29 protein-coding genes and 3 pseudogenes are annotated in these 23,262 nt (G+C 37.2%); 7 read left to right on the top strand and 25 right to left on the bottom strand.

Annotated features, from left to right (window positions below):
* Nucleotides 1-128: 128 nt before the first annotated feature.
* Together AR337_RS22875 and AR337_RS17540 are read right to left on the bottom strand one after the other, a co-directional pair.
* Nucleotides 129-269: pseudogene (locus AR337_RS22875) on the bottom strand (DUF1697 domain-containing protein); the annotation flags it as partial.
* Nucleotides 270-470: 201 nt separating this feature from the next.
* Nucleotides 471-806, bottom strand: a complete 336-nt coding sequence (locus tag AR337_RS17540; protein ID WP_059173342.1) for a DUF6054 family protein — start codon at nucleotides 804-806, stop codon at nucleotides 471-473.
* A 154-nt stretch (nucleotides 807-960) separates the two neighbouring features.
* Between AR337_RS17540 and AR337_RS17535 the strand changes: the two genes are divergently transcribed.
* Nucleotides 961-2,511 carry an erythromycin esterase family protein gene (locus AR337_RS17535; protein ID WP_059173341.1) on the top strand — a complete coding sequence of 517 codons (1,551 nt, stop codon included), beginning with the start codon at nucleotides 961-963 and terminating at the stop codon, nucleotides 2,509-2,511.
* Nucleotides 2,512-3,013: 502 nt separating this feature from the next.
* Here AR337_RS17535 and AR337_RS17530 read toward each other — a convergent pair.
* The 8 genes and pseudogenes from AR337_RS17530 to AR337_RS17500 all read right to left on the bottom strand — a co-directional run bounded on the left by AR337_RS17530 (nucleotide 3,014) and on the right by AR337_RS17500 (nucleotide 7,569).
* Nucleotides 3,014-3,427 carry a hypothetical protein gene (locus AR337_RS17530; RefSeq protein ID WP_059173340.1) on the bottom strand — a complete coding sequence of 138 codons (414 nt, stop codon included), beginning with the start codon at nucleotides 3,425-3,427 and terminating at the stop codon, nucleotides 3,014-3,016.
* A gap of 127 nt (nucleotides 3,428-3,554) precedes the next feature.
* Complete coding sequence (locus AR337_RS17525) at nucleotides 3,555-3,917, bottom strand: hypothetical protein (protein ID WP_059173339.1); 363 nt, start codon at nucleotides 3,915-3,917, stop codon at nucleotides 3,555-3,557.
* 118 nt (nucleotides 3,918-4,035) lie between these two features.
* A complete protein-coding gene (locus AR337_RS17520) occupies nucleotides 4,036-4,893 on the bottom strand; it encodes a GNAT family N-acetyltransferase (protein WP_059173338.1) in 858 nt (285 codons plus the stop codon).
* A 164-nt stretch (nucleotides 4,894-5,057) separates the two neighbouring features.
* Nucleotides 5,058-5,228 (bottom strand): annotated as a pseudogene (locus tag AR337_RS23840) (tetratricopeptide repeat protein); the annotation flags it as partial.
* A 62-nt stretch (nucleotides 5,229-5,290) separates the two neighbouring features.
* Nucleotides 5,291-5,791 (bottom strand): DinB family protein, encoded by a 501-nt coding sequence (locus AR337_RS17515; RefSeq protein ID WP_059173337.1) that lies wholly within the window; start codon nucleotides 5,789-5,791, stop codon nucleotides 5,291-5,293.
* Nucleotides 5,792-5,881: 90 nt separating this feature from the next.
* Complete coding sequence (locus AR337_RS17510) at nucleotides 5,882-6,127, bottom strand: hypothetical protein (protein ID WP_059173683.1); 246 nt, start codon at nucleotides 6,125-6,127, stop codon at nucleotides 5,882-5,884.
* A gap of 131 nt (nucleotides 6,128-6,258) precedes the next feature.
* A complete protein-coding gene (locus tag AR337_RS17505) occupies nucleotides 6,259-6,771 on the bottom strand; it encodes a GrpB family protein (RefSeq protein WP_367576267.1) in 513 nt (170 codons plus the stop codon).
* 162 nt (nucleotides 6,772-6,933) lie between these two features.
* The gene (locus AR337_RS17500) at nucleotides 6,934-7,569 is read right to left on the bottom strand and encodes a hypothetical protein (RefSeq protein ID WP_059173335.1); all 636 of its coding nucleotides are present in this window, start codon (nucleotides 7,567-7,569) and stop codon (nucleotides 6,934-6,936) included.
* Between the two features lie 460 nt (nucleotides 7,570-8,029).
* Here AR337_RS17500 and AR337_RS17495 point away from each other — a divergent pair, with 460 nt between their 5' ends.
* Nucleotides 8,030-8,683: a GntR family transcriptional regulator gene (locus AR337_RS17495; RefSeq protein ID WP_059173334.1), complete on the top strand. Its 654-nt coding sequence runs from the start codon at nucleotides 8,030-8,032 to the stop codon at nucleotides 8,681-8,683.
* A gap of 82 nt (nucleotides 8,684-8,765) precedes the next feature.
* Here the strand turns inward: AR337_RS17495 and AR337_RS17490 are convergent, their stop codons facing one another.
* The 5 genes from AR337_RS17490 to AR337_RS17470 form a co-directional block, all read right to left on the bottom strand.
* A complete protein-coding gene (locus AR337_RS17490; protein WP_059173333.1) occupies nucleotides 8,766-9,512 on the bottom strand; it encodes a glucose 1-dehydrogenase in 747 nt (248 codons plus the stop codon).
* Nucleotides 9,513-9,910: 398 nt separating this feature from the next.
* Nucleotides 9,911-10,924: a pirin family protein gene (locus tag AR337_RS17485; protein ID WP_059173332.1), complete on the bottom strand. Its 1,014-nt coding sequence runs from the start codon at nucleotides 10,922-10,924 to the stop codon at nucleotides 9,911-9,913.
* A gap of 26 nt (nucleotides 10,925-10,950) precedes the next feature.
* Nucleotides 10,951-11,895, bottom strand: a complete 945-nt coding sequence (locus tag AR337_RS17480; RefSeq protein WP_059173331.1) for a ring-cleaving dioxygenase — start codon at nucleotides 11,893-11,895, stop codon at nucleotides 10,951-10,953.
* A 51-nt stretch (nucleotides 11,896-11,946) separates the two neighbouring features.
* Nucleotides 11,947-12,384: a MarR family winged helix-turn-helix transcriptional regulator gene (locus tag AR337_RS17475; RefSeq protein WP_059173330.1), complete on the bottom strand. Its 438-nt coding sequence runs from the start codon at nucleotides 12,382-12,384 to the stop codon at nucleotides 11,947-11,949.
* A 219-nt stretch (nucleotides 12,385-12,603) separates the two neighbouring features.
* Nucleotides 12,604-14,052, bottom strand: coding sequence for a GMC oxidoreductase (locus AR337_RS17470; protein WP_082687051.1), 1,449 nt, complete (start codon nucleotides 14,050-14,052; stop codon nucleotides 12,604-12,606).
* Between the two features lie 201 nt (nucleotides 14,053-14,253).
* On the opposite strand from AR337_RS17470, the gene AR337_RS17465 reads away from it, so the two are divergent.
* From AR337_RS17465 to AR337_RS24095, 3 genes are read left to right on the top strand one after another with little or no spacing between them, the layout of a single operon-like run.
* Nucleotides 14,254-14,997 (top strand): threonine/serine exporter family protein, encoded by a 744-nt coding sequence (locus AR337_RS17465; protein WP_082687072.1) that lies wholly within the window; start codon nucleotides 14,254-14,256, stop codon nucleotides 14,995-14,997.
* 18 nt (nucleotides 14,998-15,015) lie between these two features.
* Nucleotides 15,016-15,276, top strand: coding sequence for a threonine/serine exporter family protein (locus tag AR337_RS24100; protein WP_367576266.1), 261 nt, complete (start codon nucleotides 15,016-15,018; stop codon nucleotides 15,274-15,276).
* Entirely contained in the window at nucleotides 15,177-15,464 is a 288-nt protein-coding gene (locus tag AR337_RS24095) for a threonine/serine exporter family protein (RefSeq protein ID WP_367576268.1), read from the top strand. Before AR337_RS24100 ends, AR337_RS24095 begins: the two co-directional genes overlap by 100 nt.
* A 504-nt stretch (nucleotides 15,465-15,968) precedes the next feature.
* Here AR337_RS24095 and AR337_RS17460 read toward each other — a convergent pair.
* The 5 genes from AR337_RS17460 to AR337_RS17445 all read right to left on the bottom strand — a co-directional run bounded on the left by AR337_RS17460 (nucleotide 15,969) and on the right by AR337_RS17445 (nucleotide 18,135).
* Entirely contained in the window at nucleotides 15,969-16,316 is a 348-nt protein-coding gene (locus AR337_RS17460; protein WP_059173328.1) for a hypothetical protein, read from the bottom strand.
* Between the two features lie 52 nt (nucleotides 16,317-16,368).
* A complete protein-coding gene (locus tag AR337_RS17455; RefSeq protein WP_059173327.1) occupies nucleotides 16,369-16,827 on the bottom strand; it encodes a DinB family protein in 459 nt (152 codons plus the stop codon).
* A gap of 38 nt (nucleotides 16,828-16,865) precedes the next feature.
* Nucleotides 16,866-17,012 carry a hypothetical protein gene (locus tag AR337_RS23530; RefSeq protein ID WP_172797565.1) on the bottom strand — a complete coding sequence of 49 codons (147 nt, stop codon included), beginning with the start codon at nucleotides 17,010-17,012 and terminating at the stop codon, nucleotides 16,866-16,868.
* A gap of 117 nt (nucleotides 17,013-17,129) precedes the next feature.
* Complete coding sequence (locus AR337_RS17450) at nucleotides 17,130-17,624, bottom strand: NUDIX domain-containing protein (RefSeq protein ID WP_059173326.1); 495 nt, start codon at nucleotides 17,622-17,624, stop codon at nucleotides 17,130-17,132.
* A gap of 124 nt (nucleotides 17,625-17,748) precedes the next feature.
* Nucleotides 17,749-18,135 (bottom strand): hypothetical protein, encoded by a 387-nt coding sequence (locus AR337_RS17445; RefSeq protein WP_059173325.1) that lies wholly within the window; start codon nucleotides 18,133-18,135, stop codon nucleotides 17,749-17,751.
* A gap of 174 nt (nucleotides 18,136-18,309) precedes the next feature.
* Here AR337_RS17445 and AR337_RS23835 point away from each other — a divergent pair.
* Nucleotides 18,310-18,630: pseudogene (locus AR337_RS23835) on the top strand (nucleoside deaminase); the annotation flags it as partial.
* Nucleotides 18,631-18,798: 168 nt separating this feature from the next.
* Here the strand turns inward: AR337_RS23835 and AR337_RS17440 are convergent.
* Nucleotides 18,799-19,674, bottom strand: a complete 876-nt coding sequence (locus AR337_RS17440; RefSeq protein ID WP_059173324.1) for a hypothetical protein — start codon at nucleotides 19,672-19,674, stop codon at nucleotides 18,799-18,801.
* Nucleotides 19,675-19,856: 182 nt separating this feature from the next.
* Nucleotides 19,857-20,219 carry a DUF2185 domain-containing protein gene (locus tag AR337_RS17435; RefSeq protein ID WP_059173323.1) on the bottom strand — a complete coding sequence of 121 codons (363 nt, stop codon included), beginning with the start codon at nucleotides 20,217-20,219 and terminating at the stop codon, nucleotides 19,857-19,859.
* 156 nt (nucleotides 20,220-20,375) lie between these two features.
* On the opposite strand from AR337_RS17435, the gene AR337_RS17430 reads away from it, so the two are divergent.
* Nucleotides 20,376-20,804: a hypothetical protein gene (locus AR337_RS17430; protein ID WP_059173322.1), complete on the top strand. Its 429-nt coding sequence runs from the start codon at nucleotides 20,376-20,378 to the stop codon at nucleotides 20,802-20,804.
* Nucleotides 20,805-20,993: 189 nt separating this feature from the next.
* Here the strand turns inward: AR337_RS17430 and AR337_RS17425 are convergent, their stop codons facing one another.
* Genes AR337_RS17425 through AR337_RS17415 form a run of 3 tightly spaced genes read right to left on the bottom strand, consistent with a single transcriptional unit; the run spans nucleotide 20,994 to nucleotide 23,006 of the window.
* Nucleotides 20,994-21,179 (bottom strand): PspC domain-containing protein, encoded by a 186-nt coding sequence (locus tag AR337_RS17425; protein WP_059173321.1) that lies wholly within the window; start codon nucleotides 21,177-21,179, stop codon nucleotides 20,994-20,996.
* A 57-nt stretch (nucleotides 21,180-21,236) separates the two neighbouring features.
* Nucleotides 21,237-22,175 carry a hypothetical protein gene (locus tag AR337_RS17420; protein WP_059173320.1) on the bottom strand — a complete coding sequence of 313 codons (939 nt, stop codon included), beginning with the start codon at nucleotides 22,173-22,175 and terminating at the stop codon, nucleotides 21,237-21,239.
* A gap of 18 nt (nucleotides 22,176-22,193) precedes the next feature.
* Nucleotides 22,194-23,006: a hypothetical protein gene (locus AR337_RS17415; protein WP_156424443.1), complete on the bottom strand. Its 813-nt coding sequence runs from the start codon at nucleotides 23,004-23,006 to the stop codon at nucleotides 22,194-22,196.
* Between the last annotated feature and the right edge of the window lie 256 nt (nucleotides 23,007-23,262).

Below are 23,262 nucleotides of genomic sequence, written 5' to 3'. Positions count from 1 at the left end.
ATGCCCACTAATTATACGGAAGGTTTAGGTGGTAAATAAGTTGTCGTTTAGTGGTAAATTTCTTGTCACTCCTTGGTAAAAACAATGGCGGAAGTGGTACATTTGGGTGGCCGTAATCAGCCATTGTATGAAAAAATAATATTACCTGTATTGATGTATGTTACCACATCATTCATCCCGGCTTGTTCAAACGTTTGTTTAAGCAGCTTCATGTCAATTTTATTATTTCCACCCACATTAATTCCCCGAAGAAGAGCGATATAGACCATTAACCATCTTCCTTTCGCCTTTTTACTTATTATTCCATAATATCCTATTTGCGATTTCTGTTAGTGCTAATTTTCCAATTTAGATTAATTAATTATTTATTGTCTTCAGTCTTTGGGTCATATGTATACATAGAATACTAAACTTCATTAGTGCAATAAGAAAAGCTGCCAAAATGACAGCTCGATGAAATAAAAACAGTATTATTCCATTTGTTCAATACTGTTTTGCACGATTCCCACCATATCATCTTCGGCACCAAGACTAAAGTTTAAAAAGACACCTTGTCCTCCACCAGCACCAATTGCTGAAATAAAAATAGTACTGTTCTCACCTACTACAGTAAGGCTCAAACTTGCCCTGTTTCCATTTCGCATAAAATATTTATCATAAACTCGAACAGCTATTTTAGTATCTCCAAAAGCGTAGTTGCTTTCATCAACTAATCTCATACTTATTCCACTATTGCCAATATCGTTTTGCAAACGATTAACCACTTTCTCAAATTGGCCAGTGATTGTCTTTTCATACTTTGCCATGATTTCTCACCCTATTCCATATTAGTTTTTTTCTTAATAAGCAAGTCTAACAATTTGTACAAAAATTACAAATAATATATATTTTAACATTTTTAGGAATTTGGTAGTATAGAGTTAAGCCTTATAGAAGAAATGAATAATTTGGGGGAATGACATGAAAATTTTCAAAAAAATATTTTCACCGTTATTAGCTATAGTAATTTTCTTTACGGGATCATTTCATCATACTATTCCAAAAGCTGAATCTGCTTTTGATCCTAATTCAATTAGTCCAAAGCTAAAAGAAATGGTTATTCCTTTGAAGACTGCTCAAGCAGGTAATGGGTTTGAAGATTTGCAACCATTAAAGGAAATATTGAAGGACGTTAAAATCTTGGGTATGGGCGAGGCCACCCATGGTACTAAGGAATTTTTTCAAATGAAGCATAGAATGTATGAATTCTTAGTGGAAGAAATGGGTTATCGAGCGTTTGCCATTGAAGCCGATTTTGGGATCCATAAGATAATAAATGATTACATTTTAAACGGTACTGGCAGCATGGAAGACGTTATTTCTGTGATGAGATTTTGGACTTGGTCAACTCAAGAAGTTGCGGATATGATCGATTGGATGAAAGAGTATAATCAAAATCCCAATAACATCGAAAAGATTCGGTTTTACGGATTTGACATGCAGGGCGTTAACAGTACGGCAGAGAATATTTATGCTTATTTGGAAAAAGTAGATCCTACTAGTGAACTTCTATCCGATTTTCCATTAAATCATTCTAATGTTGAATCTTTAATAGAAAAACTGGTTAACGCCTTTGAAACCAATAAAGATACATACGTATCCCTATCGTCTAAAGATGAATATGAAATAATCCGCAGGGAATCAGAAATCATTAGTCAAAACGTTGATTATGAAGAAATCTCTTCACCTATTACGAATAACGATACTGACGTATCAGGGGAAACCTTTCGTAAATCATTTAGTCTTCGGGACGCTAGTATGGCGGAAAATGTAAAGTGGATCCATAATTATGAAAAGGAATATTATAAGAATGATAAAATAATGCTCTGGGCTCACAACGGGCATATCAGTAATCACTTTCAAATGACCAATATCTCCAATATGGGAATCCTGCTTAAAGATGAATTTAAAAAGGAATACTATTCATTAGGCTTTGACTTTTATAAAGGCAGTTTCGTTACAATGGGGAAAAGTGATTTCGGAAATACACTAGGAATAATAGAATTGGATGAGCCGAAAGAGATAATATTTAGTTCTTATTTCAAGGAAACAGGCTATCCAATAAGTTTCTTAGATTTTACTACTGCTTCGACGGATCATGATATAGAAACTTGGTTATCGACAGAACATTCGATGCATTTAATTGGGGCTGGATTATACGAAAATAAGGAACTTACTAAGGTCATTCCTAAAAAATATTACGATGGAATCATTAATATTGAGGATACGAATGCTGCTGAAACCCTCTATCAAGGTGAAATGCCAAAAGTACAGCCTATAGCTGACCCTGCGGGCGAAGCTCCTGAATCTAAAGAAGAAGTAGCATCTTTAGCTTTAGATGGCGATAATGAGAATAACTCAACTAATTGGATAGCTATTGGATTATTTATCACCCTTTTTTCGGTCGCATTGATTTTTTGGAGGGTAAAAATAAAGCAAAATAAGGGTAAAAGTGATCAACACAGTATTTAGATAAATTTTCATAAAGTGTCATGAACGCATATCAAAAACCGCCATTTAAGCTCAATACGAAATTCAACAAATCGGTGCTTAATCCTTCCAGGAGGACAGCACCCGTTCGTTGAATAAAGATGGCTTAATTCTGATTCTTAATATTGGAATGGCAAATATTAAGACATAAAGACCCGAATACCCAAAACCAAATATTATCGCTTCATCATCCAACCTATATAGAACCCAAGTTGCTACAGATAACGACAACGAAGTTATTATAAACGCTGAAAACATACTAATCCGTTTATTGTTTTTCTTTTTTAACATCCAAACAGATACAATCGTCGAAATTAGTAAAGAAAGTAAAATTATGATGAAATTTAATCCTTCCTGGATTATCGCACCTTTAGTTTTCTAATGGGTCAACCCTTGAATTTATTTTAGTGTTGTTTAACTAAAAGCTCACCGTTAGTACCTTGTAGAAAATCGGAAACTATTTGAATATATCCAATGTCAGGCATTAATCCCACCAAACTGAATACACTTGATAACCTTCAAATAATTCAGGTGCAAATGGTGGCTCTCCGAAAGCATAACCTTCATCTAGTTCCGAGGGTTCTAATATTTTTACCCAATCTTCGACCAGTTCAATTTCTGCATTAGTTAAGATGTATATTCTTTCTGAAAACGGCCAATCCTCTTCATCATCTTCTAATTCCATTATTTCCACAAATACATCTTGAACGTTATCTTTTTCTCTAATTTTACGAAGTACCCCATAAAATGTTTCAATTCCTGGGTGTTCTAATAAATTACAACCGATTGAACTTTCGTCTGAATTTCCTTCAAAAAAATCCTCTAAAGTTACAATTGGTGCAGTTTCTTCCTCTGGATAACCCTGAGAATAAATTTTTGCTACAAGTTTTTCTCTCATTCTTTTCTCCCCCTTAGATACTATTTAATAAATTTTTATACTAAAACATTTACTCGATAAATCCTTGTTAAGAAGGTATGTTTTGGAATTTATAGTCAAGTCGTCGAATAAAATATTCTTCGCTAATTTAATAAGAATGCCAAACAACAATTTGATCTCTATAAAAGAGGTGTGCAGCTTCCTTTCCTTTAAAGCTTAAATCCTCTTCTATTAAATTTATCTGCAATATATCTCCATCCTCAAATAGTACATTCAGGGAGACTCCTTCATTCTCGATTGCTATTTTTACCACCTTGTTTATTAAAGAGCATAATGCGTCACGCCAACCTTCAGTTTGCCTTTTAAAAGTGATATTTTCTTTTACAACCGTTTCATCCACTAAAGAAGTTAAAATATATGAATCATCTTCACCTTCGAATACGAATTGAATATAGTCCCTGATAAAAATAACTGAACTAAGATTTGAACCCTTTAATACCTGTATGCTCAAATCTCACCTCACCTCCAGTTTCCCTGCTCCCTAAGATCAATCAGGTATAAGTCCCATTTATCTATGCCTTTCCTTTTACTTTTTAAATGAAAGAATTTGCCCTCGATTTTTTCCAACTTTAGGCTTCATATTTTTTTGGAATCACAACCGCATTGCAGGACTTCTCATAAAACTCAAGTGGGCCGGCCTCTCCAATAATTGCATATTCATAGCCAATTTCTTTCATCTCTCGTAAGCAAAAGTGGAGTAGCGTGTAACCTATACCTTTAACCCGGTTTGAAAAAGAAGTACCCATTGGACCGAACAACCCCTTTTTCCGCCGTACTACGTCAAAGCAGGAAAAACCAACAATTTGATCTTCATTCAAAGCAATAAAAATAGGAATCTTCTCGTATAAAAACCCGTTTTCAATAGATTCCAACCAAGCATCACCAAATTCCCTTACCACAAAGGATTTTAACAATGCAGTATCACTTTGTTCTACTCTTCTTATAGTTATATTAGTAGCTGGTATAGTAGGGAATGAATAATCCCTCAAAGGGACAATCATATCTCTGGGATATGCAACTATTTCAAAGATACAGGACACATCCAAGCCCTCAAAGATGTTATTGGTTGATTGGTCATTATCCCTAAAAATTGCATCCAGTATATGCCCTTCATTTATATAAACCTGATTAAAGCGTTCCATTCTCCCACTTGCAATCTCTAATACTTGCTTTGTTGTTGGGGATATTTTTACGGTAAAAGGTTTATAACTAATCCCTTCATCTTCCTGAACAAACTTCATTTCCTTTAGCCGTCTATCCACTAGCTCAATAAGATATGGTTTATGAATATTAAGATCAGCACACACCCCTGTCCTTTCAAGTAATAAACCCTTAAGTAAATGGAGCGGATAAACAACCTTGGTTTTCTTCATCGCTTCTAACTCTGCGTAATTAAATATCCTTAAACAGCGTTCGGTGAATCTCAAAAGTACACTCCCTCTCCTTACCCGAGGCCAATTTTTATATTTATAATTAATAATAATCTTGTTTTACCTCATCGAAGCCTTCACACACTAGTATTGAATCATCATTTCTGAACACACAAATAGCAATTGCCCGGATTTGTCCTTTCTTCATTCTTTTCCTCCATCTTGTTTGACTTTTCATATTCGCCTAATTTCCTGTATGTACTCCCTAAACTTAATAAGGCTCCTTCCAATTCCTTTGTAGGCAATCCTAATTGGATCGCTTTTTCATAAAAGGGTACAGCCTTCGATTCTTCTCCTAATAAATCGAAACTCCTTGCGCATTGGTAGTTAATTGATCGATTCCCATTTCCAATGCCTTTTCTGTTTGCAATCCCATCCTCAACTTACACACCTGTTACTTAACAAGCCTTTGTTCTAACTCACCCTTTTGGCGCAAGTGATGACGAAAATGCATACCAACCAAATCATACCATTCTCTTGTATTCAGCCAGCCGAACCCTCCATGCTTGACTTTATAATTTGGGTTTATATTATCCACTTTCAATTCCCATTGGCTCAACCTTAGAATTACTTGATCCATTCTGCTGATAAGATCGTCCTTACTATCTGAATTATTAGGCGGAGCATTTAGTTCATCCGGTAATTTAATTTTAATTGGTGGAAACCCTCCGATTTTATATAGATGCTCACCAAACTCCGTTTTCCCGAGGGGTTGTTCTTCATTTGAGTTAGCACATTTTTCCATATTATCTAGATATTCATGGGCAACAAGGATTAAATGGTCATACATTTGCCCAATAGACCAAACCCCTTCTTCCGATATATATCTTAACTGTTCTATTGAATAATTTTGAAGTTCGTTTTTGTAACTATTAATCAGTTTATGTTCGCTCAATTTCATTCCTCCTTTGATTACCGTTTTTCCAATAAGAAATTCAACAAAAAAGAGCGTTAATCCTCTCTGAATCAACGCCCCATTAGCATACTAAAACCATTTCTTATTCATTCCCTTTAGAAAAAGTTCTGTTATAGGAAACCCAGAGCTCTCCCCTATAATTGAATCAATACCACAATAAGGGCAAACTGCTGTATCATCGTCGTCCCACCATTCATCTATTTCCTTGGGATCAAATATTTTCATACAGTGAAAACATCCACAAATACTATCCCTTTCTAAGTCTTTTCTATGATGACTACTAAAACGGTGTGCTTCAACAAAATCCGTTTCCATCTTTAACTCTAACCCCTCTTTTATAAATTTTTTTCTATTTTCCATCCAAGTTGTTCTTTTCTGTGTTTTACTGACCTGTTTTCACAATAAAGGAATTCAATATAAATAGCCAATGCTCGTCGCACCCGTAATTATTTAGTAGGAATTTTCTTCCTTGCCTTTTCGATGATTGATTTTATAAACGGTTCTTTTTTCTTTGTATAAGCCGGTCTATCAAACTGATATTTGGAGGCGAGTTCTTTTTTTAATTCGGCATACTCTTCAGCTGCGCTTGGATGTAATCTTAAATAATCGCGAAATAATAATTTTTCAATCCATTCACTGCTATTAAATTCACAGATATGCAGATGACAAGTGCCTTGTCCCCATAATCCCTTTCTAAAAAACCTTCTATCTTTAAATTCAGGTTTCGGAACATATTCAAATTCTATTTCACTTAAAGGCTTAACAAAGTTAGATACTTCATCTAGATCTTCTACACCTGCAATAATGTCAATTATCGCCTTGGCTTCTAAACCCTTAATAGAAGTGCTTCCAATATGTTCTATTCCAAGCACCTTATCACCTAACCCATCAAGGATTCTATTTCTCTCGTATTCAAACTCTTTCTCCCAATTTGGATTATAATCACTAAGGTGAACCATCGGCTTATCGATATTTGTCCCTCCTATCCCTTGGACTAAAGCATCGTTTATACCTCACAAGCCAGTATTTTACGGAAAAAGGGAGAATCCATTTTGAAAAAAGTTTAATCAAAATAGCTAGCAATACAATGGCCTTGTTTTGTGATGAGGCTGCAAATATCATTAGTTAGTGATTAATTTAATAACTCTATCTATGCTATTTTTATAAGACTCCAGTGCTCTAATTATAGAAATTTTGTATTCTTCGTCATTATTAATCCATTCATGAAAGTTTGTTGGAGTGACATTTTTCTCCTTTAATCCTAGTTCTACATCCATGTAAGCCATTTTTTTAAAACCTATGTAATCATCATATTTTATATCCTTACAAGAGAGTAATTCCACAGCTTTATCATTTGCAAACGATAATTCTTTATTCAGACTGTAAACCCACTCCGAAACATAATTTGTGTCCCTTGTTACTAATTCCCCAATCGCTTCAAGATTTATGCCATTAAAATTATTTGATTCATTAATGATATTTATTATAAATTCTTCAAGTTTTATTAAATCTTCGCTGTTAAACTCGTTAAAAACGGCTGCCCAATGGTCATTTGGTTTATCAACAGGATGTGTTAAATAAACAGCTAGCGGGAAAATCAGTTTCTTTTTAGCTATAAAGTTTATTATTTCATCGACAAATGTATCATGTTTCCAATACAATTCTGAAAGCTCATCAAATAAGTGGAAATACTCTTCAGCTTTACAAAAACCATTGTATTTTGCAAAGTATTTTTGTCGATCTATTTCTTGATTCAAAAAATTCACCTCCTGTGTTTTCATAACTAAAAATCGCTTCACGGAAAATATGAAACCCTTACTAAAAATACTCGCGTTTTAGCTGATTTCTTTAAAATTATATCTAAATAGAAGTGGTAATGGACCCACATTTTCATGCGTGTAATACGGGATAATAAATGTGTATCCTTATACGACGCTCTTTTACCCATCTTAAAATGCCCCGAATTAAGAAACGTTCTTTAACCCTTTGCTGCCGCATTAAACTGTTAAAATGGATTACTTGCCTGCACGGTTTGGTCAACACTCCATATTATTTAGAGGCAAAGACACGCCGACTAACTTGTCTTCCTGGTTGAAATAATCCGATATACTTGAGTTTTCTACTTATTTATATAGACTTCCCTATAAAGTCGAACAAATATATAATATATTATATAAAAAGTTAAGAACGGATTTTTTTAACAGAAAGGATAGTGTGATGAATAATTTTTTATCCTTTTCCAAAGATGAAAGTCAAAGACATTCATTACCTGATGAAATTGCGCATTATATTCTTGGGGAAATATTTACTGGAAAACTAGAACTAGGTACAAGACTAATTGAAGCGAATATAGCGAAGGAACTTAACGTTAGCAATATTCCAGTTAGGGAAGCATTCTATATTTTACAAAACACCGGAATTGTAGAAAGGTTACCAAGAAGGGGGGTTCGAGTTAAGGAATTTTCAGAAGAAGAAATTAATGAATGTATTGTTGCTCTAAAGGAATTATATCGAATTGGTATAGCGTATTCAATTCCAAACTGGAATGAAGAACATCGATTAAAAATTAAAAATTTATTAATGGAAGCAAAAGAAAAATTAGATCAAAAGAAAATTGATGAATATATTTCTATGTGCGATCAAATAACTTCCTACGTTTTTAAAGTGGCTGGCAATAAAGTATTCCTAAAATTTTATTCAGAAATCACATATATTACAACAGCTTATAGCCAATCAATATGGAATGATACCGAAAAAATAAAGAGCTGGCATTCCCATTTAGAAGATGCAGTAAATGCTCTAATTCAGTCGGACTTTAAACAAGCGGAAATCCAGTTGGTGCTTTTGGCAAAACAAGCCTTAACTGCTTAATTATACTTTTACGAAAACAACTCAATCCATTTTTAAAAATAGAAAGGTGCTAACAAATTTAAATTGTTAGCACCTTTTTTATTTATTGAGCGGACATACCTGCATCAATTAGATGTTCTGAAGCAGTAATATAAGAAGACTCATCTGATGCAAGGAATAATACTAGATTTGATACTTCTTCTGGATCTGCAAGGCGATTAAGAGGGATCATGCTTAGTGCATCTCCGCCCTCTTCATTCGTTGCGGCTTCCATCATTGGAGTTTTAATAAAGCCTGGATGTACTGAGTTAACACGAATATTATTTTTTCCATATTCAATTGCTGTTGCTTTTGTCATACCACGTACAGCGAATTTACTTGCAACATAAGCAAGACTTGGGTAACCATAGATTGCTACAACGCCGGCAATAGAGGAAATATTAACGATTGATCCAACGCCAGCTTTTTTCATTGATGGGATTACTGATTTCATACCATAGAATACGCCATGTTGGTTAATCGCACAAACCTTCAAATATTCCTCTTCTGTTAATTCTGCAGTTTCAGAAATAGGTCCTAAAACCCCAGCATTATTTACAAGGACCGAAATCTCACCGAATTTTGCTACAGCTTTTTCTACTACATTAGACCAAGAATCCAAATTTGTAACATCGTGCTTTACGAAAAATGCATTTTCGCCTAATTCATCAGCTAGTGCTTGTCCACCTTCTTGATTTAAGTCGGTTAAAACAACTTTTGCTCCTTCTTCAACAAACTTTCGAGCATGGGAAGCACCCATACCTTGTGCAGCACCTGTGATAATTGCAACTTTCCCGTTCAATCTTCCCATTATAATCTCTCCCTGTTAGTTAATCATATTATACATTATATATTATATATAATATATAATGTCTACGTTTACAGTTTAGATTGTTTTTAATAGTTTGTCTATTTATAAGTCTTATATGTAAATAAGAGACTCCCGTAGAAGTCTCTTTTAAAAATATATGACTTTATCATCAAATTAAAATGCCCGTTCGGAAACGATTTTTTAATAAAAAAGGGCGGATATTCTTCCTACCGCCTTGTTCCCAGGAAAATGCGGATTTCTACAACGGTTGGGAAACTTCACTATTGAAAAGCCTAATTTCTCAAAAATAAATTGGGAAATTAGGCTTTTTTCTTGCTCCTTTAAAGCGCTCGATTATGGAAGATCATAATACTAACCTTACATTTAATGAATCGTGGTTACCTTTTTTCAACTCTTCCATCCTTATAGCTCGCGAATCTTCCTGACTCGCGCTTATTTACAGGATCCGGACGGTCCCACGGCCAGCCTCCAAACTGTGTTTCTTGATACTCCTTGAATGCGTCGCGGATTTCCTGCTCAGTATTCATTACAAACGGTCCATAAGAAACAACAGGTTCCTTAATCGGCTCACCCTCGAGTAGCAGCATATAACTTTCAGATGATCCATTTGTAATCGTGATTTCCTGATCACCAGCAAGCTTTACACGATGGTACGTTTCAATCGCTGTTCCGTCTATATTTAGTCTATCTCCCTGATAAAAGTATAAATTCCTCGTCATTGTTGCTGAAACCGACGGGAGGGTAAAGACTGCTTCCGGTTCCATATGAATAACGTAAATCCCCACATGGCTATTTTTATCGTTTGCCCAGGAAGCAGAGTTTGGTTCTAAACTGGACCTGCCCATCATATTTCCGGCAATCAGTCTTACAGTCGTTTTCTGTCCATTGGCAGAAGCCGATTGTACTTCCGATATATCTTCAGCCCATAACATTTTATATTCAGGATCTGCGAATTTATCTTTTGCAGGCAGATTCAGCCATATCTGAAAGAATTCAAGTGGATTGCCTTTGTCCTGATTGACGAGAGGAAACATTTCAGTATGCTGGCAGCCCTTTCCTGCTGTCATCCATTGAACATCCCCATTCCCAAATCGTCCTGTGGACCCATATGAATCAAAATGATCAATAAGGCCTTCAAGAACGACTGTTACCGTTTCAAAACCTCTGTGCGGATGAACAGGAAATCCAGGAACCGTTTTGCCATGATACATTCTAAACCCATCACGCAACGTAAAATCCTCGCCAAGCTTCCTGCCTTCCAATGAAACGTTAGGGCCCTGCTGGTCATTTCCTGGCGGATATGCGTCTTTATGATGTACTGTCATAAGGAACGGATCTTCTGTCTCCCATGGAAATCCTAATCTTTGTATTTTCATGATTTTGCTATTCACTTCTATTTCTCTCCTTTAAAAGTTTATTAATACTCCTCAATGGGTTTTAGATTTTCTTCAATTTCAGTTCTACGTTCTTCTAAAAATGGCGGTAAATCCAATTTTTCACCCAGTGTTTCGATGTCTCCATCAATTGTGAAGCCTGGCCCATCCGTTGCGATTTCAAATAGAATTCCATTTGATTCACGGAAATAGAGGCTCTTAAAGTAGAAGCGATCCACGATGCCGGATGAATGGAAGCCACGTGCCCGTACTTGGTCTGCCCAAAATTCAAGCTCTTCATCGTTTTTTACACGAATCGCCAAATGATGAATACTGCCACGGCCTGGCCGTTCAGACGGCCCGTCCAGATATTTCACGACGATTTCTCCGAATACCTCTCCTTTGACTGATTGAAAAATGGCTTCGTCATCGGTGCGGCTAATTTCGGTATAGCCAAACATGTCTGTCAGTGTATGTGCCAGTTTATCCAGCCTCTTTACTGTCATTTCCACAGAGCCCATTCCTTGAATCTGATGCTCGGCAGGGACCTCGGATTTATCCCACGTTTCCCAGTGCTCTACCTTCGCACCGTTTGAGACAAGAAGGACCATGCGTAAACCTTCAGGATCCTCAAAGTGTAAAGCTGGATGATTGGCATACGTTGTAACCTCACCATGATACACCCCATGTTCCTCAAAACGTGCTTTCCAATAACATAAACTAGCTTCTGATGGTACGAGCAACCCAATTTTAGTGATGGCATTTGTACCTCGGTGAGTACGACCAACAGGTGGAATTTCAAAAAATGATAGTTCAGTACCCGGGCTACCTGTTTTATCTCCATAAAATAAGTGATACATCGATGGCTCATCTTGGTTCACTGTTATTTTCACACGACGTAAAACAAGCACATGTCGGTAAAAATGATTATTTTTACTTGCGTTTTTTGTAATCATTGAAATGTGATGATGTCCTGGAATTTTATACATAGCCATTCCTCCTTTTTCGGTTTACTAATCAAGTGATAGATTAAAAATTTCTTAATTTTCCATTTTATCTTCCGTATGTTTTTGCAATTTAGTCATGAGCCTATATAGTGTTTTCTGCTCTTCTTCTGTCAAGCATTCATTGACAATTGAGGTTTGGAAGGCAAGCTGGTGTTCAAATACTTCATGCATTTTAGCTTCCCCTTTTGAAGAAAGGGTAATCCATTTGGTTTTCCAATCCTGCTTTCGCTGTATATATCTCTCTTGCTCAAGCCGGGTGAGCATACGTGAAATTCCACCCTCCGACACCGTTGCTTTCACAGCCAGCTGACTTTGCGTGATTGGCTGATAAGTCGAAATCTGGTTTAATACATCAAACTGGGCAGTTGTAATCCCGAACTGTTTTAAAAAATCATTTGATAATAAATTACTTTGATGTGTAAAACGGGCAATCCGCAACCAAATGAGTGAACCAAGGGTACTTTTTCTCAATATGTCTCACTTCCTTTCGTTACCATCAATTTACATATCAAGTGATAAAAACACAAGAAAAATACCCTGGATTCGAGATATTTTCAAAACACATAATTTCATGATGAAGACTTTCTTTTAATAATAGAAAAGAGAACCAGTTTGTTAACCGATTCTCTTCCCAAACTAAACTTTTTCATCATAGTAAAAAATCAATTTGGCAAATATTATTCATAACACTCAAGTTGATTGACGGAAAATATGATCAGCTAAGCGAATGGCAAGTGCAGAGTTAGAAAGAACGGGTCCAGCTGCTGTTAGAGTAGGTAAAACACTGTTATCTGCAACGTACAGGCCCTGTACTCCATGGATTTGACCATGACGATTAGTTGCTGAGGTTGCTGGATTATCCCCCATTCTACATGTGCTTGCTTCATGCATATCTGCACCAGGAGGCCTGAGGACTAGCGATGACTCATCCAGAGTGACTCCCATTGCTTTCGCCGAATCTCTGATTCCTTGTTCCACTTTTTGAGCGTTTTGACGGTCCTTATCACTTAATGAATATTGAACTTGCTGCATTGGTACACCATATTCATCTTTTTGACTTTGTTCAATATATACACGGTTATCAAATCGGGGTTCAACTCTTCCAAAGGATGCATAAACAACCATCAGCTGGTCTTTCAACTCTTTATCTTCAAATTGCTGATACGACCAATATTGGTCAGGACCAAGAATCTGAATTTGATATGGATCATCTTCAGTCTCAAATTTTAATATCGATAAATTACCGAGTCTATCAGAAAACTGTCCTCGGCTTACGGTTCCGATTCCAATCATGGATACATGCCCTGTTAAATAACGGCCAATTGCCTCCCCTTTTATGTTTGAGTTAAGCAATAAACGCGGAGTTTCTAGTGTACTAGCAGAAACCACTACATTTTTTGCCCGAATCCGATGTGATTTTTTGTTAGCGTCATATACATCGACACCAGACACCCTTGCACCCTGAGTTCTGACCTTATAAACATAAGCATCTACAGCAAGATCATAAGGGCGATCAAACAAGGCTGCAGCCAACGCATTAATCGAACTATACCAAGCATTCGAATGGACTTCCCCCTGCCTGGAAGGCGTCAAATCAAGGGCAAGCGGCATATCGTGTGCTTCCAAAATCCCAGCAGCATGAAGCCGCCTTAGCATCTGTTCTTGTAACGATGAACCTTTCGCCCAATCCGTTGTTACATGCAGTAATCTCTCTGCCATCCGATAATAGACATCCAGTTCTCGGTGATTAATCGGCCATCTTCTCAATTCTCCTTCAATCGGTCTTGGAGTTGCCGCATTCCAAAACAACGATCTTCCTCCAAGTGCATACACCATCGTCGCACCCGAAAATTGTGGCAGACGCTTTCCTAATGGTGTTGAATTGTACGGCATAAGTTGATCCCGGGATGTATTTACATTTTGTGTAGGGATATTTTGGGCATGCGAATGAAATAGTTTATCTCCCTTTTCTAGTATTGCAATCTTTTTTGCCCCACGGTTTTTCCACAGCTGACAAAGTCTTTGAAGGACTGCGCCCCCACCAGGACCAGAACCTACAATAAGAACATCATATTCAGTTTCTGACATCTCACTGAGTGATTTAGTCGGAATCCAGTTATTGGCATATCTTATAACCATCGATATTCCCACTCCCCATTAATTATGTTCATATATATTTATGCTGTACTACTCGTCCAAAATGTCCAACTTTTACGGGTGGTCCCAATAAGAATTTAAAATTGATCATTAGGAGACAATACAACCAAATTCGCTATTTATCGTCTTTTTTTAAAGTTGAAAGAAGTTGTATTTAGGAGTGGGTAAAAGTTGGATAAAGGTATGAATCCTAATGAATTAGGGGAATTGTGTTTACTTGCCGGAAAAATTATGTTGGAAAGCGGGGCAGAGACATACCGGGTTCAAGATACAATGGTGAGGATTGCAGGATCTTTGGGGGCAAACTACACAAACAGTTATGTGACACCAACCGGAATTGTTTTTTCATTAAGTGGAGCTGACCAAACCAAACTAGCACAAATTTCAAAACGGTCTACGGATTTATACAAAGTCATTATCGTAAATAGTATATCCAGGAAAATTAGTACCGGAGAAATCTCAGCAGAGGAGGCCTTCAGTACTTTAAGGAAAATCGAAAAAGAAAATCTAAAATATCCTAAATACGTAAAGATTCTTGCGGCTTCCATCGTGAGCGGCTTCTCCCTCGTCTTATTTAATGGAGAATGGCATGACTTTTTTTCCGCATTCTTCGCCGGTGGTGCTGGTTTTTTATGTGTAAGTTATATTCATCGTTTAGTAGACATTAAATTTTTTACAGAATTTTTAGCCGCTCTAATCGTGGCCCTAACGTCCTATCTTTTCAATTATATTGGTTTCGGGCATGACCTCCCTAATATAATCGTCGCAAGTATAATGCCACTAGTACCTGGCCTTCTGATTACAATCGCTGTAAGAGATTTAATGGCAGGCCATCTTGTTTCTGGGTTGGCAAAAGGTGCAGAGGCAACCTTAACTGCATTTGCCATTGGGGCGGGTGTAGCCGTTGTTTTTACACTCTTTAAATAAATCGGGGAATACACGGTTATGATTATACAGCTGTTAACTAATTTCATTGTTTCAGGTGCCTTTGCTGTAATATTTAATGTACCGGAAAAGAATATCGTGCAATGTTGCATTGTTGGTATGGCAGGCAGACTTTTGCACAGTGCGTTGATGAACCATGATTATGATACAGTACAAGCTACATTAATCGCCTCATTTTCCATTGCGTTATTAGCAAGATATTTGCGAAATTCTATAAGACCCCGGTCATTGTTTATAGCATTTCAGGTATCCTTCCTTTAGTACCTGGTGGCTTAGCCTTTGAGGCAACAAGGCATTTTGTTGAAGACCATTACAACTTAGGAATCCAGAACGCCGTAAAAGCCATTATGACAGCAGGTAGCATTGCTGTTGGACTGGTATTATCAGAAGCGTTCATGCAACTATTAAAAATAAGAAAGAAAGTTCAATCACATGGTTTTCGTGAGTAAACTATTTTTAAAAAACGGACTGACCATTATCGGTAAGTCCGTTTAATTATGGTGTAAACCATAACTTTTCCATTATTAGACCAAGTACTTCAGAGTGAATCTTTCTTTGCACATCATTCACGTTCGCTTTTATGTGATGAATACCATTTCCTCCTAGTACATCAAAATTTTGCGACCAGTTAATGTGTTCTAGACTAAAGCACCCGTTGAAAAAGTAATAATTTGAATACCCCGAAAATCCAATCCATTAAAACATATAAAATGAAATAGATAAATACGGCGATTAATCCATTCTTATTCTTGTTATTGTAGTTCCTTATACCAACTAAAGCGAGAGACAGTATTAGGGCAATAGCTCCGGAAAGTTAGTTGAATATAAAAAGGTTAGAACGACAAATGCTCCTACAGAAATCCAGGCTGCAATATCCAATAAGTTTAATTTTTTCAAAGTGGCACCCCTTTTTTGAACGCTAATCCGATTCCCCCCCCCCCCGCTAACCCTGGTTATTGATTAGCCACTTTAAGAATACCAATGTAATCTGCTGCAAGAGCTAAATTGATTCGTTTCCCATTCTTTTCATAAATAACATTATGGCCGTCCAGTTCTACTTCTTTCCAACCATTCTTTCTAATTACTAGGCGATAACTAATTGGGACGCTTGTACCTGATGATGGCTCCCAAATATAATTTTTACCTTTTTTACTTTCACTTTCTAATGTCACATCATTTGGTACAGGGAAGTCATAAAAGTCTTGTAGAGTATGATAATTGTTATCTACACTTTTATAATAATAATTAGCAGCTCCAGTTATAGTGGCTATCACAATTAACAGTGCTACAAAACGTTTCATAGAATCCCCCTATATTCAATTAACGTTTTTAAAACCAGTTCACCAAATCAGTTTATTTTAAAAGAATCTGTTTCATACTTTTAATTGTCCCCATATGCATGTTTTCGTGGTTCATCATAAAAACGAGCATATCTCCTACTGTTTTCAGGCCTAAAAACGGTTCTTTCAGTGGTTTATCAAGATGGCCCTTGCATGCTTTTTCTATAAGATGCGGCTGTTCCGCAAGCAGAGTGACCAACTCATCCATTGACGGAGGCTGCTCTGTCCAATTTTCCGGCTTGCTCCCTCTCGGAAACATGAAATGATACGACGAAGGAAGTTGCCTCTCCTCATTGACCGATGGGAACATCGTATAATCCCAGACTACTAAAATATGGCCGGCATTCCAGCGGATGTTGTTATTATGGCCATGCGGGATCTCGTCCACGACCTCCTCTGGAATGGTACGAAGCAATTCAACAGTCCAGTTACGCCACATCTTCATTTGCTCAAATAATTGTTCTTCTCTCATGATTTCCTCCCCTTTGGATTCCGCGCCAGCCCAATGAATTATTTTTGAAAAACCCCAAATACCCATACAATCAGGTAAAGCGGAACTGCAACAATAATCATCCCTGCAAGGAAATAACTAATGCACCAAATAATGAATTTAAAAATATCAAATATAGAACCTGCTAAATCATCAATAAACCTCACTACTAATACTCCTCTCCCTGTATATCTTATTAACGCTACAATAACATTGTTTTCCAGACAAATCTCTTATTTAAAACAATCGCAAATGATAGATTCTCCACTACCCGTACTTTCATGTTAATTAGAATTCAATGTTAGTGCATCCTGTAAGATTAATTTCGAAAGTTCATGGTCATTTAATACGAATGGCACTTCGGAAGGTTCGACCCAAATTCGGGTAGTGGATTCATGCTCACGGAGAAAAGGCAAGCATTCGACTACATCCTTTCTGTAGAATGCCTGATAAGCTATTAAAGGATATTTTCCATTTGGGTCAAATGATGGATTTTCTTCATGGCTCACTTCAATAGAACCTATGTATTTTATCGTTCCCTTTACGTATCCTTCTTCGTAAGCTTCCCGTACTATCACTTCCTCCACATTCTCTCCAGCCTCTATGTGCCCACCTGGATAATTAAATCCTCTATTTTTTATATGGGCTAACAAGACATTCCGATCTTTCATACGCACTGCATGAACACTCGTAATTATGGTAGACTCAGTTATTTCCATACAGGGAATCCAAGTGAGTTTCACATGATGTCCGCCCCAATTAGCAAAAATCGTCCGCATTTGTCTGTCCCCTTGTAAACAGTAATTTCGTTTTACAAAAAGATTGCTTTAATAATTCAGCAAAACCGTGAATTGTATCTATATCCAGAATTCTTTTTTAGGAAAGCTAAAAAATCGAAAACATTTAAGACGAATACCTTTCCATATGTTGTCTGTATAATTTCCACCCATCCGGTTCTTTTCTAAATATCTCCATAGCCAATGCAACAGCGACTTTTTCTCCAGAAAGATAAAAATTTATAATTGAGGAAAGGATAATTTCATTTTCCGACCGGAGGTTTCTTGTTAGATCATTGTACTCCCAAAATGGGCTTTTACCTTGATATGAATTAATTGTTACGACATTGGACTCTTTATACGATTTTCCATCATAAACCTCATAATCCCTGTCATTGTAATAACCGAAATATCCTATGAAATCATCCGAAATCCACCTATTTACTTCCTGTACATCCCCCTTGTTTAGAATTGAGCGATACATTTCAACAGCTTTAATTGCTTCACTTAACATTCTTTTACCTCCGATTTACTTATTCCTCAACTACTTCAACAAATAGATCCGTTAGTCCTTCTTGGTTTTGGTGCCCAATAGGTAAAGGTTTAAAAACCCCCTATAGATAACGAATTGAATATTTTTAAGAAAGCATTAGTGGAGGAGTGAAGCACTGGATACGTCCCCTGCTTCACCCAACATCCAGAATTTGCTCTGGCGCGATGGGCAGCCGCGAACATGACACCTGAAGAAAGAAGCAAGGCGACAGTATATACCTCGGGCGAACATTGCCCTATGTGCGCAGCGGCCCACGGTTGGGTTGGTTTAGGCCGGATTGTGTATGCAAGTTCGTCCGAACAGTTAGTACAATGGTTGAGTGAGTTGGGGGTTGCTCCATCTCGTGTTCGAAATCTTTCTATTCAAGATGTTATTCGTGATATTACAGTAGATGGCCCTGTTCCTGAACTAGCAGAGCAAGTTCGTCAGCTCCATCGTCAGTTTTACGCAGAGTGACGTTGAACATACCAAGCTCTTAGAATAATAAAAAACAGCATTGGCAAGTAAAATCCAATGCTGTTTTTTGCCTCTTGAACCACCACTAAATGCTTTTACTCGAACGTCACTAAATGTTTCTCAGCCAACTGGAACAAACAGCTGAGGATCGTTCCAAAATAAGAAAAATTATTTTTCCTTAAATAAATCCTCATCAAGCAATTTCATGTTAGCTTCCGCTTCATAAAAATGATTAATTTTTAACTTATCATTGTAGGTTAGCTCGGGCTGAGTTTCCAGCAAATAGTCAACCCATTCATTTTCTAACTCGGCAACGTTTTTTCTATATACTTTTTCAACGAGTGATGGTAAATCCGGTTTATTGTAAATATTTTCAAAATCATCCATTCCATAAGATTCGATTAAATAAGAAACAAAAGAAGCCGCTTGAATATAGGCCATCCACATAAGCGTGTAATTTTCCGAAAAATTTAATAGAGGACGGAAATAGGTATTATCCGTTTCAGGATCCATCAAATTTGTTAAAGGGATTTTTTTGTTGGAATCAATAAAATGCCGCATGACCCTATGAAAATCCATTTTTTGCTTTCCGTACTTATTTTCCATGTAGTCGGCGTATCCTTCCTGAGTCAAAAAACCATTGTTATCTCCATATCCAAGCAAGGTATGAGTTAATTCATGAACGAGCGGATACTTGTCTTCTTTGATAGAATACAAATTCAATCGCTCCCTATAACCTGAAGATATTTCGTTTCCTTCCATAAGGTAAACATTAATCCTCTCGGAAGGAACATAATCAGTAGCTATGGAAGTGTTGATTACATCATATGCTGCCACAAGCTCATCCTTTATCTTCTCTAATGTTTTATCGGGAAATCCTCCTGAATTTACAATATTAAAGGTGATGTTCCCATCCTTTGTTGTGATAAGATTTTCCGATGGTTTATCTTTAGGCAGCTCTTGTTCCGTTTTTGTCGATTCTTGATTACATGCACTAATAAGCATTAGCAATACAATGACAGTAAGCGGTTTGAGAAAAGTCATAGCTTCCCCCTCATAAAATGCTTGTTTCAGGTTTTCAGGTCCTCTCTGATTAATACGAAACCGTTTTTTTGTAAAGCTTGGTATATGAAACTCTCACAACCGATCAGTGAAATTGAAAATAATAGCACTATTAAAATCTTTGCATTTTTCAGAGAAGCGCCTTCCTTCATGACAGAAAAGGATTATTCTTCTGTTCCTTCCCACTCTTCATCAAGAACCAGTTTCCCATTTTCATCGCGAATATAAGCAGTACCTGGAGCTGAATTCAGCAGCGGTATTATTTCCCGGTCGAAATTACAAATCGTGTTCAATTGATAGATTGAATGGTATTTGGGATTTTCCATATATTCGTCACTTTCATCCCCGGCCATAAATCTCCAACCACTATCCGGATTTCCATTTTGGTATGGCTCTTCTCTGTACATGAAACCTACTTTGCACCCGTCAACCGCTATTCTGTCAGTAGCCAAGCACCCCTCATTTGAGTCAATCAATCTTTCAATTTTTTCACTTGATATAAAGTACTTCTTTTTCAAACCTGACATTTGCCATTTCCCTCCCATTTAAACTTCTGCTATATGAATTCTTCACTAAGTATCAAATTCCTTTTTTAGCCAACTACCCCTGCCTTAGTTCGTTTGTATAGTTCATATTTAAAAGGTATGATTTAGATAATTATTGAAAAATTAAGGGGTGAAAAAGTGGGCGTTCGCTTCAAAACATCTCGGTTTCATGTCCATTTTGGACCTGTTTCCCTCTTTGAACGAGTGTTATATAAATATCAAGAACCAAGAACCTTAATGTTACATGGAGGACATTTTAATAAAAGGAAAATTCAAAGAAATATCCCCGATTATGTAATTCAAAGTCTTCTAGATTTTAATCCTAGCGAATGGAAAGTAGTCACAGCTGAAGTTCGTAATGATACTGGGAAATTTGTTAACTCAACTTGGGAAAAGGTCATCGAAAATCAAAAATATTGGATAACGATTGGCTTCGGTGATGTCGTTCAAACTATTATTAAGAAAGAGAGTGAAGGATTGGGGTATGACATAATAAAAGAGGGACACTTGTTTCAATTAGTTTCTTCAGTGAATGAGATGTTAATGAAAGAGGAAGCAAACCAGTAGTTTTTCAAAAAAACCTGAATGAGCGGGGAATAGATTCGTTCCCTGCTCATTTCAATCATTTTTTAATAATAAATACGATCAATTCAACTGCTACGTAAGTACAATACCTAAAAACCCCCAAAAAATCCTTTTTGACAGCCTAAAGATGCCAAACACCATGGCCAATGCACCTGTTCATTCTTCTTAATTTTATAATGACGCGGGGCTATCTGACATCGTATTAGCAAGAATTATATATATTAGTAAATTTGGGCCGGGAAGAATAATAAAGATGAGCCTTACCGCCAACGAAGATATACCAAGATATTCAGCTATACCCCCACAAACACCACTTATAGACTTATCCGTAGATGACTTTCTCAGTTTATTTTTCAATTTAATTCCCCCTCGTATTAAAACTAAATAGTTAGCCGATTGGTCTTCTAATTTAATTTATGTACAAGAAACATAACCAAACGCCTTTAATTGCTTATACCTGTTAACCGCTAGAATTCCTCTCCAATATCCTCGTGCGATTTCAAATTCTTCTGGATAGCTACCCCAACTCCATGAAATGTCCCATATTCCTTCATCGGATACTTGCTTGCTGTAAAAATCAAGATTCGCGTCAACCAGTGAGCCCAACCGTTCACAAAGAGAATCAGATGGATCTTTAATAAAGTCAAGAGGCAGTGGTTGATAGCCATCGGCCCAGGTGGAAATATCCTTATTTACACAGTTCTCCGCAAAGGTCATCACTTGCTCGGAAACGTCATTCAACGAATAGTTGAACCTGGAGTCAAAAATGGCCTGCTGAGGTTTCACTATTTCCACCAATGCCTGATAGTTGTTGATTTCATGCCTGTCCATTTCACTCTTATTCATCAAGTGATCTACCGCTTTTCCAATTACATTCCATCCAAGTTCCGCCGCTTCACTTTGCTCTTCAGACCAATGAACAAGAAACGCAGCCAGTTCAGCACTTGGATTAAACGACCAATTTTCTTGGACTCCCTCATGCCAGTGCCACCAAGGTGCGTGTGGATAGTCATTGTTCTCGGGGAGTACTGAATGCCACATTCCAGTTTCAATATCAATCGAATTGACTAAATAAGAAATCATCGACCGAACGATTGGTTCATTTTTACCGGCGCCAATTTCCATCAAAATCTCTCCTGCCGCCCAGGTTGCCATTGGAGAAGAGTTGGGAAGCCAAAAGTCCGGTTCAATGCCATGTCCGAAGCCGCCATCTTCATTTTGATAGTTTTCCAACTCCTTTAGGACGCTCTCCTTGCTGCCATTTTCAAATATACATTCAAACCTGGAGCGTTCTAGTCCCCGCGCTTTTGACTTTATGAAAACTTTTGCTTTTTCAAAAGGTAATGTATTCACTTTGTAAACCTCTCTTTTTTAAAATAGATCAATCATTCTGTGATTTTTCAAAGCCTTCAAAACATCCATTGTCCAAATGCTTTTCCAAACTTCCGCTGAGTTATCATCAGCATTCCAATTCAAAATGAAATGCCCGTCCTCTGCTTGGGTGCTGATTTCATTCTCCAAGCTTCTGATCACATGCTCCTTTATTGGAAGAAACATTGGGCTCTCAGGTGAATAAGCGAAGTAGAATGGTTTGGCGCAATAGACAGTCGCCCATTTGGTTGAGTCCGTTTCAATGATTTCGATGATATCTTCCAGTAATTTTTCCAAAATGACCGACTTAAATGGTTCATCGATTCTCCTAGCCAAGCGGAGTAAACTAAGCGCTTCAAGGAAGTAAAATTGTCTCGGTTCTTCCGAGGTGTGAATGGTGCTCATATTGGCCATGGCATTTTCGGTAACATTCCTTAGAAAATCAGCTGGAACCACTTTCCGATGCTCATATAAAAAACCTGTTAACTCAGCACATGGATTATCCATCCACCCCTTGCTTCTTTCGTTCGGCCGCGGATGCCAGCATCCTAGTTCATGATCATATGAATCGATTATGTATTGAATGCCTTTTTGGACAACCTCGTCACCGGAGGATGCGCCGACTTCGCTAAGATACTGAAATGCCATACTGGTATCCATGCCATTGGGGATGACAGAGTGGCCTTCCCCCATGTTTCTGAATCCGCCATTCTCTCCTTGGTATTGTTGTAATATGGCCAAAACGTAGTGGGGATTCCCATTTTCAAAATGAAAACGAAACAGCTCCTGCTCCAAATCTCTTCCATGATTCATTAAATAACTTCTGGCATTTTGAAAATTTTCAAATGATAGTGTAAGGGCCATAATTCATTCCTTAAATTTATTGGTTATTAAGGGTAATTCGACAAAAAGAGGTTATTTCCTTTTGTATTCAACTTGATTACAAATAAGCAAGGATTCCTGACAACCAAAGGCCAAAATCATGTTTGGTTGTTAGAATAAGCCAGGATATCTGACAAGCTAAGGCTAAAATCCCGGTTGCTTGTCAGATAAAGCAAGGATATCTGAC

The sequence above is a fragment of the Bacillus sp. FJAT-27445 genome (assembly GCF_001510665.1).
Classification (GTDB): domain Bacteria; phylum Bacillota; class Bacilli; order Bacillales; family Cytobacillaceae; genus Bacillus_D.
This window is presented reverse-complemented; position numbering and strand designations above follow the sequence as displayed.

Coding starts and splice junctions, on each gene's coding strand:
- AR337_RS17495 (WP_059173334.1), top strand. CDS start 8,030: ATGAATAATTTTTTATCCTTTTCCAAAGATGAAAGTCAAAGACATTCA.
- AR337_RS17535 (WP_059173341.1), top strand. CDS start 961: ATGAAAATTTTCAAAAAAATATTTTCACCGTTATTAGCTATAGTAATT.
- AR337_RS17435 (WP_059173323.1), bottom strand. CDS start 20,219: ATGTCAGGTTTGAAAAAGAAGTACTTTATATCAAGTGAAAAAATTGAA.
- AR337_RS17510 (WP_059173683.1), bottom strand. CDS start 6,127: ATGGAAACGGATTTTGTTGAAGCACACCGTTTTAGTAGTCATCATAGA.
- AR337_RS17505 (WP_367576267.1), bottom strand. CDS start 6,771: ATGGTTCACCTTAGTGATTATAATCCAAATTGGGAGAAAGAGTTTGAA.
- AR337_RS17540 (WP_059173342.1), bottom strand. CDS start 806: ATGGCAAAGTATGAAAAGACAATCACTGGCCAATTTGAGAAAGTGGTT.
- AR337_RS17455 (WP_059173327.1), bottom strand. CDS start 16,827: ATGAGAGAAGAACAATTATTTGAGCAAATGAAGATGTGGCGTAACTGG.
- AR337_RS17480 (WP_059173331.1), bottom strand. CDS start 11,895: ATGTATAAAATTCCAGGACATCATCACATTTCAATGATTACAAAAAAC.
- AR337_RS17450 (WP_059173326.1), bottom strand. CDS start 17,624: ATGCGGACGATTTTTGCTAATTGGGGCGGACATCATGTGAAACTCACT.
- AR337_RS17530 (WP_059173340.1), bottom strand. CDS start 3,427: ATGAGAGAAAAACTTGTAGCAAAAATTTATTCTCAGGGTTATCCAGAG.
- AR337_RS17470 (WP_082687051.1), bottom strand. CDS start 14,052: ATGGTTATAAGATATGCCAATAACTGGATTCCGACTAAATCACTCAGT.
- AR337_RS17490 (WP_059173333.1), bottom strand. CDS start 9,512: ATGGGAAGATTGAACGGGAAAGTTGCAATTATCACAGGTGCTGCACAA.
- AR337_RS17415 (WP_156424443.1), bottom strand. CDS start 23,006: ATGAATCATGGAAGAGATTTGGAGCAGGAGCTGTTTCGTTTTCATTTT.
- AR337_RS17440 (WP_059173324.1), bottom strand. CDS start 19,674: ATGACTTTTCTCAAACCGCTTACTGTCATTGTATTGCTAATGCTTATT.
- AR337_RS17465 (WP_082687072.1), top strand. CDS start 14,254: ATGAATCCTAATGAATTAGGGGAATTGTGTTTACTTGCCGGAAAAATT.
- AR337_RS17460 (WP_059173328.1), bottom strand. CDS start 16,316: ATGAAACGTTTTGTAGCACTGTTAATTGTGATAGCCACTATAACTGGA.
- AR337_RS24100 (WP_367576266.1), top strand. CDS start 15,016: ATGATTATACAGCTGTTAACTAATTTCATTGTTTCAGGTGCCTTTGCT.
- AR337_RS17445 (WP_059173325.1), bottom strand. CDS start 18,135: ATGTTAAGTGAAGCAATTAAAGCTGTTGAAATGTATCGCTCAATTCTA.